Source organism: Photorhabdus bodei (genome assembly GCF_003287735.1).
GTDB classification, from domain to species: Bacteria; Pseudomonadota; Gammaproteobacteria; order Enterobacterales; family Enterobacteriaceae; genus Photorhabdus; species Photorhabdus kayaii.
The window spans coordinates 60046-74426 of the sequence record NZ_NSCM01000016.1; the positions used below are offsets into that span (position 1 = coordinate 60046).

The window sequence follows — 14381 nt, forward strand, 5'->3', positions numbered from 1 at the left end:
AACCTATTCAAACAACCTGCTGAATAAGGCCAATATCTACACTAAGCCCATGTATTTAAGGCGTGACTGCTGCATCTGTTCAACCAAGGAATGAGATAGCTCAAGACGAGATTCCACCGTAGAATCGGACAACAACATCCCAGGCACTAATTCATAACCTTCAATAAAGCGCAAATGGTTCTGCATACCCCGTTGATAGAACATTTCACGCTCCACAAACAAGTCATCAACAGATACCTGGTTCCATAACGCCAGCCCTTCTTCTATACACTCAAGCGCCGATTGCTTTAGAGAACTATCATTTTCGAGTGCCATCTTGACGATATTTGCACACACGGTCAGATGTCTTAATTCATCAGCATTGGCTCTGGCCTGTGTCTCGGCGGCGACAATATCAAAAGGGTGCCACTTGATTTCGCTGAGCTCTGACGTTGGCGCAAGTACGCCTTCCAGAACAACAGTAATGATTAACACGCCTGCAATGTAGTCATTTTTCAACACCACCCACTTATCGAAATAAGTTCTTAATGTTTCCAACATATTGGTCATTTTTCCTCGTAAGAGGCTTTCCATTTTTCCGGCCACATTGTCGATATCCGCAAAGCCTATTCTGACCAGATGTTCTCTGAATAATTTAGCATGTCTACCTTCATCAAATATCTGAGTCAGCATATAATCAAAGTTGATATTATCAGGAGCCTTATCTGCAAGTAACAATAATGCTTTCGTTGCTTCATATTCCGAAATCGATTTAAAAGAAAGTTCCCTGATCAGAGACTCCCGTAAATCACCCGGCAAATAGGTTAATTTAGGATCATTGGCATAATGGGTTCTTTTTCTTTGTTCAACATTTATCTGTTCAGTGAACCATTCATCCAAGCCCCAATCTTTTGCCCGCATTTCTACTTCCGATGCCTGTTTAATTAAATTCATAATATAAATTCCTCTCCAAATAAGTTATCTCTCTATAATGATTTACTTCAATGAACAGTGGGCTGCTTAAATATATTAATAGATAACTTAGGGAAATTTCCCAGTACACCTCGATCCAGGCAGATATGAACAAATAGTGCAATAACGCTGTAATTGTCCTTAAAGAACCAGATCCAGAGCAAACTAATCACACTGAGTGTGAATAAATTATGGCAAATATTATAGATGGTATAAAAAGCTGAAGGAGGAGTTTCTTTTTTATTCAGTAAACTCCAGATCCGCCCTGGGTAATAACCAATAATATCAATCAGAAAAAATAACACAATAAATTGCCACCAATTTATATAACTCTCAAGCTGCCAAGTCAGAAATAAACTAATAAAAAACAATCCCAAAAATTCCCAACGCAGAATTTTAAATGTATTAATCATCGCTATTCTCCATCATTTCTTTTTTCATGATTGCAATAATATCTCCTGGCTGTTTAATCCAGGCACTGTGAGGATTACCTTTGAGAGACAAAGTTATTTCCCTAACTTCTGCATTAGGTATAAGACTTGCTAATACTTGAGTAGACTTCAACGGAGCCCAATTATCTCCTTTAAAACAGATATAAACAGCCTTGGATAAATACTTATTCTCCTTCCCTTTATAAGCACGGACATGATCATAATTTCCCGTACAAGCAGTTTTGGACCAGTCCCGCATTAACCCCTTAGCTTCTCTTATGCCAAAACCAATCTTTTTCCCAGGGAGATAACCATATAACGCAGTCAGAATGTTAAAAATAATAGCTGCTGTTATTATCTGTACTCTCCCCATTCCCTGCCAATTCTTATACCATACATTCCCGGTTGCCACACAAAACAGAGAAAATGACCTGTCAGTTGATCTGGCAAAGAGCGTCGCAATATGTCCTCCAAGACTGTGACCAAAGACAATAGGAATTTTATGTCTATTTAATTCAACAGCCTTGTCTAACATTGCCGGAAGATAATCCTGCAACAGATCGGAATAGTTATAGTCATTTTTTCGACTTGGTTTAGGTTGATTGTCTCCATAACCTGGCATATCAGCAGTGACAACCTGAAAACCCTCTTTTACCAGTTGTTGTATTAAAGCGTCATATTTCCTGATTTCCACACCAATAGCAGGTAACAATATAACAACTCTGCCATTACTATCTCCCTGATAAACTTTATAATTACAGAGGAAATTGCCAGCCACTTTAAAATGATTACCATTAATATTATTTTTCATATCTATATGCTCCCAATAACTACATCACGCTCCGGTGACTGGCATTGGCGATAAATCCGCCAAAAAAGTTTTATTTTCAATGCGATAAGTGTCAAATGCTTGTCCATATCGCCGGGTTATTAGTGATTTTCTAATTTTTTATTAACCAATATAAAAGCCCCTTATACTTTCTTAGTAACAGGCTATAGATAAAGCAAGGAACATATATTATTTTATAAATTATTTGCTGGAAAAATTATTTTACACATTAGAAAAATTTAGTTTCAAATGTAAATCATACCATTTAAATATTAATAAATAATTTATAAATCAATAATAAAATATCAATTTTAAATGTATTGAATTTACATGAAACAATATTGATAGAAATCTATAACCACATAAAACAACAAACAGTTAATAGTAATAAGAGATAATCTTAGTTTAAATAACACATAAAAAAATGAAATTTATTCATGAATCAATTTGAAAATATATTCAAAAAATTATTTACCAACATTATTTTCACAAATCTATTTATATTACTTCCTTATATACTTTACATGGCAAAATTATTAATACCCATGAATTATATCATTACCAATATTTAGTTTATGAAATTAACCAGCCATTCTGCTCTCTTACTCTATGACTGGTTTTATATTAACTTTAATTATAACGACTAATTTTATAGAATTAAGTTATTCGCTTCCAAAGACTGGCTATACCAAATCCCAAAATAAGCATTGGCAGAATAGCGAGCGCACTCCCCACTACAGGAGCATGTAATCCGACAGAAACAAGGTATATAATTGGAACATAGAGAATACATGTAATGTAAGTACAGACAATTAACAAAATCAACGCAACGCTAAATTTATTGAACTCCCTCAACATCAAATCCGTTAATAAAAACAGCAAAACAGGTAATGTAATAAGATAAGATGCTGTGGGTACAACTAATGCTGCGACAAGGCTAAATAATCCAGCAAGTATCCTTAAAATGCTCTGGATATTTGATACAGTTCGGCGTGAAGATGAAAACCATATATTTCTTATCGCTAATGAGATAGAGAGTAAAAATGTTAAAATACCTGTAACGAAAGCGGAAAATATAGATATGATAATAAGCCCAATATAGGGCACAGGAAAGTAAACTGCATCTACACTTTCTTTAAACAAGTTAATCTCATCTTTTACCGCGAAATGCGCTCCCAAATCCCGAATCGTTCGCTGATATCGCCACAAAGTTCCAAGGTTAAGATTCTCAACAGTATCACTCATACGGTGGTAATGCTCATAACCCAAGATCGTAGCAAAATTCATCCCGGTAAACCCTCTATTCAGAAAGACACTAAAATCTGTGTTATTCTGCAACATTTGATACACGATGGGACTAAATGAAAAAGCTACTGGCTTATAAGCATTCCGATTCCATTCTGAAACAAGAGCAAGATTTTTTGCCGATGTCTCAAATAAGAGTGGCACGCCATTATTTCCCCTAGCATCAAAATTAAAAACAACATCTATTGGTTGAGTAGCGATCTCATTAATATTCTTAACAAAGTGATGCGCACCGAGTAATCCCAACTCTTCAGCATCAGAGAATAAGAATATAACGTTATTTTTTATATTCGTTCTTTTAGCAAGATCCCGCATTAATTGGAGTACCGAGGCGACGGCTATACCATTATCACTGGCTCCTGGCGCAGTTCTAACACTGTCATAATGTGAAACGAATAATAAAGTTCCTTCTGGCGAAGGAACCTCCAACTTTGCGATAAGATTCGTTCCAGTTAATTCTGATTGTTCCCCCACTTGTTTTGCAAAGTTGCCTGTATTTATCCTGGCAAACTCTTTATCAAAAGCTCGGCGTTGTTGACTATTGAAGTTTGAATACATTCTCTTCTGCCGAGAGGCCAAATCATCCGCCGTGTAATGAAATGTCTGTTCAGTGACGCTATATCCCATATCATTCATTTCGTTAATCAGGTAAGCCCGAACTAACGCTTGCTGTGTTGAAGCCGCAGGATGAGGTTCCGCAGCAATAACACCAAGCGTTCTCATCACATTCTTGAATCCACTTTCTTTAAAATATTCAACAGGGACTTTATCAGGAAGTACCAAACCGATACCCTGAATAATCGCAACAATTAAAGTTGCTAAAAAACAGATAATCAAAAAAATGCGTTTCATTAAACTCTCCCATTCCGACAAAATAGTAACAAAATATTATTCTTGATATAATTAATAATATTTTCTCATATTTTTATAATTAAAATGAAAATATAGAAAATCAATCCAAATAACTCAGACTAATTTAAAATAATATAAAACATTATTTTTGACAATAACAGACGCTCTTTTGTAATTATATAATCAAAAAATAGTTAGATAAAACCATATTTCCTATAAATTCATCAAGGTATTATTTAATACATATCATTAAGAGATGTTATTTATAAATTATTTCCACTAAAATACTATTAATACAATGAGTCAATTCCTAAAAGTATTCATATTCTACGAAGATTACTTTAATAAGACGAATCCAATTTACACACAGAAAGTACTAGCAAGTTTATTGGCTTATATCGTGCTGCATCAACAATGTCGCTTCTTTATATCCATAGACAGGAAACCATTTTTCATCTTAATAATCTTGTACATTTATAGTGAGTTAACTATCACGATGATTTGAGACCTGCCATTGAGATTTAAGGAAATCTCAATGGCAGGTAGCATTTTCCACACATCGGATGAGTGTTTTTCAGGTTTATCGTCCATAATGAGAAATGAAAATGAATTCCATCTTATTATTCAGAGGGTATTTCGATGAGCACTGCCGTTACCAGTAAAAAAACAAAAAAAACTAAGATTACGGCGAGTAATGCTGTTGCTAATGGGCAAGTACAGTCATTAAGTCGCGGATTGACTCTTTTGGAATATATTTCCGAGTCACCCGGTGGTATCGCCCTGACTGATTTAGCCCAACAAGCCGGATTACCAAATTCCACCACTCACCGCCTTTTGACCACTTTGCAACAGCACGGTTTTATCCGTCAGATTGGCGATTTAGGATTGTGGGTTATCGGTTCGCACACTTTTATTATCGGCAGTAGTTTCTTACAGAGCCGAAATTTATTGGCACTCATTCACCCGATCCTCCGCCGTTTGATGGAAGATTCCGGTGAAACCGTGAATTTAGCTATTCTTGATCACAGTGAATATGAAGCGGTTATTGTCGATCAGGTACAGTGTAATGCATTGATGAGAATGTCCGCCCCTATCGGGGGTAAATTGCCTATGCATGCTTCCGGGGCTGGTAAAGCATTCCTTTCAACATTATCAGATAACCAACTGGTTCAATTACTGCATAAGAAAGGGCTTCATTCTTACACACAACACACCAAGACAACCCCTTCGAATTTAAAAGAAAATCTGGAGCAAGCACGTAAACAAGGGTATTCGTTCGATGATGAAGAACATGCTTTAGGTCTGCGCTGTATTGCTGCCTGTATTTATGATGAACATCACCAAGCCTTTGCAGCTATTTCCATTTCCGGCCCAGTCTCACGCATCACCGATGATCGTATCACTGAACTTGGTGCTTTGGTGATCCGGGCAGCAAAAGAGATCAGTAAAGAATATGGCGGGATTCGTTAATTCTTTTTCTTAAATTATCATATGATTCTCAGGGCATTGATTTTTCGTGCCCTGTCTTTTCAAACTAATAAATTCAACTTAATTTATCATTCCGCTAAAAATATTAGCGGCAATATAATAGAATAGCAACGAAATTATTTAACTAGTTTAGACATAATATCAATAGAAAATGAGATAAAGAATCCGAAATAATTATATTCCCGGACTCTTATATATAGAAGAATTAGTTAATGGAACACTAATCGATGAGTATCATCCTGATTAAATCGCTTTTGATAAATTCCAAGTGCCTGTTCCGTTACCTCGATTAGAAAGACGTGAAGTATATACATTATATAATGCGCCAGCAGCAGTAGCATTGAAACAAGTATCAAGAAATCCTCCACGTACGCTATTATAACCATTCAGAAAACGGATAACATCACTTTCACGAACTTTACCATCATATCCATTGGTTGTATCTGAAAAAATGTACCATGTCAGGGTCTCAACCGGACGTGCCGCTTTATCCGATGTATAAATATTATAGAGTTCAGGTGATGGCGCATAACCATTAGTACCGAGATATCCCCCATTATTCTGGTAAAGATTGAAAAGAAACACGATATCACCACTGTAAATCTCTTCCCCTACGCCTTTTCCGCTCGCAGACAAAATTTGCCATGTACCCGTACCGGTACCCGGAGCACGAGTCGGCGAAGTAGCCGTGTATACGTTATATTTTGCGCCTTGCGCGGTTGCATAACCATTAGTATCCAGATAACCACCATTTCCAAGATAGTTATTTTTAATATGGATTTTATCACCGTATAAAATTACACTAGCCATTATTATATCCTTAAATACTTCCAAGAAGTTATATGTGTGTTATATGAGAATTTTCATGTATTTAATTTAGAGTCAAAGATATCAATTCTTTTTACAACCGCTAGCCGTGGCTAAAAATCCTTGATTCCCAAACTCTATAAAATTATAGAACCTCCACAAATAAGTGGATCTATTTTTATTTCTTAAAGAAATTATTAAATATATGCTTTTAACTCACATTCCAATTATGCCTTCCTAATAAGAAATATATTTCATATAGAACCCCAGGTTTATTTTTATTAGAAATATTCACATCCCACACAATAAAAACAAATAGGAATTAATTTATATTTAATTTAGAGAAATAATTTAATGAGGATAATAATATTAACTATACCCTATGGATTTCAAGTTGCATCGCGACGGCAAGGGAACGAATCCCCGGGAGCATAGATAACTATGTGACCGGGGTGAGTGAGTGCAGCCAACAAAGAGGCAGCTTGAAAGATGACGGGTATATTGGTGAAAATGGCGGTTACTGACAGCAATCGCCAATTCCCAATAAAATCAGGCTGAAACTTTGACAATAGAGTAAGTTTCTATTTCAGTACGTTGACTGAACCGCTGTTTGTGGCGATACGCAAACACATCTTCCACATGACCACTTCTAATCCGCTCCTGTAACGCCCGCCAATAGTCTGCTTTAAATAAATCACTATGCATCTCTTCAAAATAACAGCGAATACGACTGTCAGTGCAAAGAAAATGTCGGAATTCTTCAGGAAAAACATCATTTGGCGCCACGCTATACCACGGTTCACCGGCAAGCTCATCTTCTGGATAACGCGGTGGCGGTATGTCTCGAAAATTAACTTCTGTCATATAACAGATTTCATCATAGTCGTAGAACACTACTCGTCCATGCCGTGTCACACCAAAGTTTTTAAACAGCATATCTCCAGGGAAAATATTCGCCGCCGCAAGTTGTTTAATCGCATTACCGTACTCTTCGATGACATCTTTCAACTTCTGTTCTTCCACCTGTTCCATATAGATATTCAGCGGTGTCATCCGCCGTTCCATATATAGATGTTTAATCAGGATTTTATCACCAAAATCTTCTAGCTTTTCTGGCACTTCTTTCTGCAACTCTTCCATTAGTTCAGGACTGATGCGGGCTTTATCAATAACGAAATTTTCAAACTCCTGTGTGTCGGCCATCCTCCCCACACGATCATGCTCCTTGACCAGACGGTAACACTCCTGTACCCGCTCCTGAGTCACCTCTTTCTGCGGCGCGAATCTATCTTTAATCACCTTGAAGACGCGATCAAATGAAGGCGAAGTAAACACCAACATCACCATCCCTTTAACACCGGGAGCAATTATAAGTTGCTCTTTGGAGAAGGTAATAAACGCTAGATATTCCCGATAATATTCTGTCTTACCATGCTTCTGGCAGCCGATTGCCATATAAAGTTCAGACGTTGATTTGGCAGGCAGAATTTCTCTCAGCCATTCAACCAAAGCCGCGGGCAAAGGCGCATAAACCATAAAATAGGAACGGGCGAAACCAAATACAATGCTGGCATCAGCATAATCAGTCAGGCAGGTATCGATAAAGATCCCCCCAGATTCGTTATGATGGATCGGCAATAAGAAAGGATAAACTTGACTGCCCATGCGGATCTTACCGACTAACCAAGCCGCTTTGTTACGATAAAACAGTTCATTAGCTATCTGAAAAGTTGCCTGTAATAATTCTCCGACTGGAAATATCTGTTGTAGATAGTCTGTAATATAATAAATATCTCTTTCCAGATTTTCCCAAGGTAAACGCAGCGGCAGATCATTAAGAATTGTCCGTAACATTAACGCAAGATTATCATTAGGGAAAAAGTCACGCGATAATGGCCGAGGAATATCCCGAAATCTACGTGCAGGCTGTGAGGTAAAAATAAATAATTTATCCGGTGTCAAATTGCGATGCTCAAATAGACGGCAATAAACAGAATTAAAAAAACTCTCGGCAATTTCAAACCGGGGATAATCCGGTAATAAACCGGTATAAACAACCTTTACCTTGGTAATGTACTCTTCATCATATCCAAAAGCACCATGTATACATTTAAGCTGCTCAACCACCAGCCCAACATGATGATCATAAAGATTGATACGCTTTTTCATAGCTTGCTGTACAGCGTGCCAATCGGCCTGTTCAAAACGTTGTTGTGCGCCTGAAGTCACTTCCAGAAAGCGACCATATTGTGCATCGAATCCCTGTAAAATGGTTTGTGCTATCAAATGTGCTGAATCTATCTCCATCGCAACTCCTCAATAATATTCAGCCTGCTTGTTGCAGGCTGAATAGAATCAGAAATATACCCGTTATCTTTCAAGTTGCCTCTTTGTTGGCTGCACTCACCCACCCCGGTCACATAGTTACCTATGCTGTTACCTATGCTCCCGGGGATTCGTTTCCTTGCCGTCGCGATCCATCTTGAAATCCATAGGGTATAGAACAATCAGAACTGCTGCTCTTCTGTGGAACCTGTCAATGCGGTTACTGACGATGTTCCCCCTTGAATAATCGTTGTGACTTTATCGAAATAACCTGTGCCAACCTCCTGTTGATGAGAAGAGAAAGTATAACCACGGTTAATTGATTCAAACTCTCTTTCCTGTACTTTCTCCACATAATGTTTCATCCCTTCACCCTGCGCGTAAGCATGCGCCAGGTCGAACATGTTGAACCACATACTGTGGATACCCGCCAGAGTAATAAATTGGAATTTATAACCCATTGCTGACAGTTCATCTTGGAAACGCGCAATAGTCTTATCATCCAGATTCTTTTTCCAATTGAACGATGGAGAACAGTTGTAAGCTAACAATTTACCGGGATATTTAGCATGAATCGCCTCAGCAAAACGACGGGCCATTTCAATATCAGGTGTTGATGTTTCACACCATATCAAGTCAGCATACGGCGCATAAGCCAAACCACGACTAATCGCTTGATCGATACCCGCTTTGGTGCGGAAGAACCCTTCAACAGTCCGTTCGTCAGTAATGAATTCACTGTCATAAGTGTCACTGTCAGAGGTTAACAGATCGGCTGCATCAGCATCGGTACGAGCAATCAACAGGGTAGGTACACCAGAAACATCCGCCGCCAAACGCGCAGCAACCAATTTTTGAATCGCCTCTTGTGTCGGAACCAGAACTTTACCGCCCATATGACCACATTTTTTCACCGCTGCCAGTTGATCTTCAAAGTGAACAGCCGCAGCACCCGCTTCAATCATAGCTTTCATCAATTCAAAAGCATTCAGAACACCACCAAATCCTGCTTCCGCATCCGCCACAATTGGCAGAAAATAATCGATATATTCCTGATGATCAGTACCAATACCATTTGCCCACTGAATCTGATCTGCCCGGCGGAAACTGTTATTAATGCGTTTTACCACCGCCGGGACTGAATCCACCGGATACAGGGACTGATCAGGATACATACTGGATGCAGTGTTAGCATCAGCCGCGACCTGCCAACCAGAAAGATAAACCGCCTCAATACCCGCTTTTGCCTGCTGTAATGCCTGCCCACCCGTCAATGCACCTAATGAGTTGACATAGCCTTTCTTTGCCATGCCATGCAGCAATTCCCACAGTTTTTTAGCACCAAGCTGTGCCAATGTATGTTCTGGATTAACCGAACCACGCAATTTAACCACATCTTCCGCACTGTACGGACGGATAATTCCATTCCAACGGTCACTTTTCCATTCTTGTTCCAGTTGAGCGATTTGTTGAGTTCTGGAGATTGTCATAACTTCTACTTCCTATCTTTGTTAAATTAATCGGATATGGTGTTTTGTTATTATTCGTTGCTCAAACTTCTCTCAGTAGCCCTAATGGGATGGGCTCTAATCAAGCAATTGATATCCCGGCAACGTCAGGAAATCTATCAGCTCGTCCTGAGTTGTAATGCGCTCCATCAACTTGGCCGCATCGCTAAATCGCCCTTGACTGAAACGTGTTTCTCCAACTTCTTGCTTAATAACCTCCATTTCCTCTGCCAACATCTGCTTGAACAAACTTTTTGTCACTTTTTTACCGTTAGATAATGATTTTTCGTGATAAATCCATTGCCAAATGGATGTCCGGGAAATTTCGGCTGTCGCAGCATCTTCCATCAAACCATAAATAGGAACGCAGCCATTTCCTGAAATCCACGCTTCAATGTATTGAACCGCTACACGGATATTGGCCCGCATACCTTCTTCAGTACGATCGCCTGGGCAAGGTTCCAGTAATTGAACTGCGGTAATCGGTGCATCTTCTTCACGGAAAATATCTAACTGGTTTTGCCGCTCTGCCAAGACCCTATCGAAAACTTCCATTACCGTGTCGGCAAGACCTGGGTGGGCAATCCATGTACCATCATGACCATTGCGTGCTTCCAGCTCTTTATCCGCCCGGACTTTATCTAGTACCCAATTGTTGCGTTCAATATCTTTACTGGGGATAAAAGCAGCCATTCCCCCCATCGCAAATGCTCCGCGCTTATGGCAGGTTTTGATCAGCAAACGGGAATAAGCACTGAGGAAAGGTTGATCCATTGTGACAGACTGACGATCAGGCAGAACCCGATCACTATGATTTTTCAGTGTCTTAATGTAGCTGAAAATATAATCCCAACGGCCACAATTAAGGCCAACGATATGGTGCCGAAGATGATAAAGAATCTCATCCATCTGAAATACAGCAGGCAGAGTTTCAATCAATACCGTTGCTTTGATTGTGCCTCTCGGCAGATCAAAACGATCTTCTGCAAAACTAAATACATCACTCCACCACTGAGCTTCGTGATAAGACTGAATTTTTGGTAAGTAGAAATAGGGGCCGCTCCCCTTTGCCAGCAATTGCTTATAGTTGTGGTAAAAATAGAGCGCAAAATCAAACAATCCACCGGCAATTGGCTCATTCTGATAGAGAACATGTTTTTCCGGTAAATGAAGCCCTCTTACCCGAGCGATCAGAACAGCGGGATCTGATTGCAACTGGTACTGTTTACCCTGCTCATTAACGTAAGAAATTGTGCCATTAACCGCATCACGCAGGTTGATTTGCCCTTCAATCACCTTATCCCAAGCTGGTGCTAAGGAATCTTCGAAATCCGCCATGAAAACTTTTACATTAGCATTCAAGGCGTTGATAACCATTTTCCGTTCTACTGGTCCAGTGATTTCTACTCTACGATCACGGAGATCCGCTGGAATATTTTGAATTTCCCATTCACTTTCACGAATGGAACTAGTTTCCGAAATAAAATCAGGCAATTCACCATCATCAATTTTCTTCTGCCAAATATCCCGATCGACTAACAATTTTTTCCGTGCATCAGTAAACCGAACAACCAGATCTTTCAGAAAATCTACCGCCTCAGGTATCAAAACCTCCTGCTCTGCTGCTCCAAATCGTTTAATAAACGATAATTCAGTCGCTAAAGTTTGCTGCGTCATTCATTCATCCTCATTTTAAACCACACCTGAATAAGAGTAATAGAAATTTAAAATAAATCAAAAACGATTTCCATTTTTTAAAAAATTTATTTTTATTCGATGAAAAACAATTAGTTATATTACAAATTACCAATTTTAAATTAGAGAAATTAATTCCATAAATTATAAGATCATTTGGTTAAGTTTTTGTTATATAAGATAAACTACAAAAAGTGCGATATTTTGATAGGTGTTAATAACAGGAAAGTAGAAAAAATCAGAAGGGTTAAATGGCTGAATTTCAGCCATTTATAAAGATATTAATCCAGTGTTGGATTCATGTAGGTAAGATCATATGGCGTGATCTGGTACACATAATAATTTAGCCAGTTGGAAAATAATAAATGCCCGTGACTACGCCATGATGCCAGTGGTTTTCTTTCTGGATTATTATCTGGAAAATAATTTATTGGGATCTTGGGTTCCAAACCCGCTGCCAAATCGCGTAAATATTCACTAGCCAACGTTCCAGCATCATATTCCGGGTGACCAGTAACAAATACCATGCGCTTATCTTTACTCGCCAGTAAATACACACCCGCATCCTCAGAACTGCAAAGAATATCCAGATCAGTATGTTCACGAATAACCTGCTCAGGAAAATCCGCATAGCGAGAATGAGGCGCAAAAAAAGATTCATCAAAGCCGCGAGTCAATAATGCTAAAGGCTCCAAAGTAGAATGATAATAAACACCTGATAGTTTTACTTCTCTGGTAAGCTTCGGTAAGCCGTACAAAATATTCAAAGCGGCTTGCACAGCCCAACAAATAAATAAGGTAGAAGTGACATGTTCCTTTGCCCAACTAATTATTCTTTCAATCTGTTTCCAATATGCCACATCTTCGAATTCAACTAATCCCAATGGCGCTCCAGTGACAATTAAACCATCAAAGTTTTGGTGTTTTATCTGCTCGAAATCACAATAAAAATTATTCAAATGTTCAGCAGGCGTATTCCTGCACTTTCGGTTATCTATTCTCAATAGCTGGATATCTACCTGTAAAGGCGTATTGGATAGTAATCTTAAAAATTGATTTTCAGTCTCAATTTTCTTTGGCATCAGGTTAAGCAGCAATACCTTTAGTGGACGTATATTTTGAATATTTGCACGAGTAGATGTCATCACGAACACATTCTCGTTTCGTAAAAAATTCACTGCGGGTAATTCATCCGGTATACAAATTGGCATGCTATAACCTCGATTTTTTATCCATTTACACGCTTAGACTTCTAGATAGCTAAATCTAACTAAGTATTAACAAAATGTCGAGGATTTACAAGTAAGCTGAAATTATTTCATTTTTGGTCTTACAACAATGTTCAACATGATAATAGTTAATAAATTTTCAGTATTTATAACAGAAAATACTTTAAATTATATTTTTTATATAAAAAAACAATAAGGTAAATTAAAAATGGAATGAAACATATTAAAAACAATACATTCTAAAAAAGTAACAAGACTAATTGATAAAATATTCTTATTATTAATATTGAGTTATAAGATTTATCTTCAATACTAGAATATGCACTTTTCTTATAATAAGAAGCTAATTTGAATCAGATGCTAATAATAAGCATGGAAAGAGAAAAAATAGGTAATTACACAATTCAAATTACAGACTCTAAAACAGATATTCGAACTCATTAAAGTCTGTTAATAACCGGCTCGATGATGTTTATGAATATATAGAGAGATTTTTGTCATGCTCGGATAACCTTAAGATAACATGACTCATTTTTTCCCATCAGTTCAAAAAGCTATTTAAATTATTTTTTATGCCTGCTATTACTACAATATATTTTAATTATTTAAGACTACTAAACAAATTATTTGTTTCTTAAAGGGAATAAGTAAATAAATAATATACCCGTTATCTTTCAAGTTGCCTCTTTGTTGGCTGCACTCACTCATCCCGGTCACATCGTTCGCTATGCCCCCGCGGATTCGCTCCCTTACCGTCGCGGTGCATCTTGAAATCCATAGGATATCCCTTAAAACGCAAAAACCCCCAGCTCTCGCTGAGGGTTTCTACTGTATTTAAAGCCTGGCAGTTCCCTACTCTCACATGGGGAGACCCCACACTACCATCGGCGCTACGGCGTTTCACTGCTGAGTTCGGCATGGGGTCAGGTGGGACCGCCGCGCTATCGCCGCCAGGCATATT

The 14381-nt window shown here is 38.3% G+C and carries 11 protein-coding genes and 1 rRNA gene; 1 reads left to right on the forward strand and 11 read right to left on the reverse strand.

The features are described 5' to 3' along the window. Nucleotides 1-36 precede the first annotated feature (36 nt). The 3 genes from CKY02_RS11715 to CKY02_RS11730 form a co-directional block, all read right to left on the reverse strand. Nucleotides 37-933 (reverse strand): hypothetical protein, encoded by an 897-nt coding sequence (locus CKY02_RS11715; protein ID WP_112895423.1) that lies wholly within the window; start codon nucleotides 931-933, stop codon nucleotides 37-39. 423 nt (nucleotides 934-1356) lie between these two features. Further along, nucleotides 1357-2193 carry an alpha/beta fold hydrolase gene (locus CKY02_RS11725; RefSeq protein ID WP_112895425.1) on the reverse strand — a complete coding sequence of 279 codons (837 nt, stop codon included), beginning with the start codon at nucleotides 2191-2193 and terminating at the stop codon, nucleotides 1357-1359. Nucleotides 2194-2868: 675 nt separating this feature from the next. Continuing rightward, nucleotides 2869-4368, reverse strand: coding sequence for a M28 family metallopeptidase (locus CKY02_RS11730; protein WP_112895426.1), 1500 nt, complete (start codon nucleotides 4366-4368; stop codon nucleotides 2869-2871). 639 nt (nucleotides 4369-5007) lie between these two features. Here CKY02_RS11730 and iclR point away from each other — a divergent pair. Beyond that, on the forward strand, nucleotides 5008-5838 hold the full coding sequence (gene iclR / locus CKY02_RS11735) for a glyoxylate bypass operon transcriptional repressor IclR (RefSeq protein ID WP_112895427.1): 831 nt from the start codon (nucleotides 5008-5010) through the stop codon (nucleotides 5836-5838). Between the two features lie 261 nt (nucleotides 5839-6099). Here the strand turns inward: iclR and CKY02_RS11740 are convergent, their stop codons facing one another. From CKY02_RS11740 to rrf, 8 genes are all read right to left on the reverse strand, one after another. After that, complete coding sequence (locus CKY02_RS11740; RefSeq protein WP_049583005.1) at nucleotides 6100-6666, reverse strand: hypothetical protein; 567 nt, start codon at nucleotides 6664-6666, stop codon at nucleotides 6100-6102. A 386-nt stretch (nucleotides 6667-7052) separates the two neighbouring features. Beyond that, entirely contained in the window at nucleotides 7053-7193 is a 141-nt protein-coding gene (locus CKY02_RS24580) for a hypothetical protein (protein ID WP_162120949.1), read from the reverse strand. Nucleotides 7194-7212: 19 nt separating this feature from the next. Then, nucleotides 7213-8970: a bifunctional isocitrate dehydrogenase kinase/phosphatase gene (gene aceK / locus CKY02_RS11750; protein ID WP_112895429.1), complete on the reverse strand. Its 1758-nt coding sequence runs from the start codon at nucleotides 8968-8970 to the stop codon at nucleotides 7213-7215. Next, nucleotides 8961-9170 (reverse strand): hypothetical protein, encoded by a 210-nt coding sequence (locus tag CKY02_RS23835; RefSeq protein ID WP_146747429.1) that lies wholly within the window; start codon nucleotides 9168-9170, stop codon nucleotides 8961-8963. The genes aceK and CKY02_RS23835 overlap by 10 nt, the downstream gene beginning before the upstream one ends. Further along, a complete protein-coding gene (gene aceA, locus CKY02_RS11755; protein ID WP_112877356.1) occupies nucleotides 9171-10478 on the reverse strand; it encodes an isocitrate lyase in 1308 nt (435 codons plus the stop codon). Nucleotides 10479-10574: 96 nt separating this feature from the next. After that, nucleotides 10575-12173 (reverse strand): malate synthase A, encoded by a 1599-nt coding sequence (aceB, locus tag CKY02_RS11760; protein WP_112895430.1) that lies wholly within the window; start codon nucleotides 12171-12173, stop codon nucleotides 10575-10577. Between the two features lie 299 nt (nucleotides 12174-12472). After that, entirely contained in the window at nucleotides 12473-13402 is a 930-nt protein-coding gene (gene metA / locus CKY02_RS11765) for a homoserine O-acetyltransferase MetA (RefSeq protein WP_112895431.1), read from the reverse strand. Nucleotides 13403-14259: 857 nt separating this feature from the next. After that, nucleotides 14260-14375: ribosomal RNA gene (gene rrf / locus CKY02_RS11770) — 5S ribosomal RNA — on the reverse strand. Nucleotides 14376-14381 lie beyond the last annotated feature (6 nt).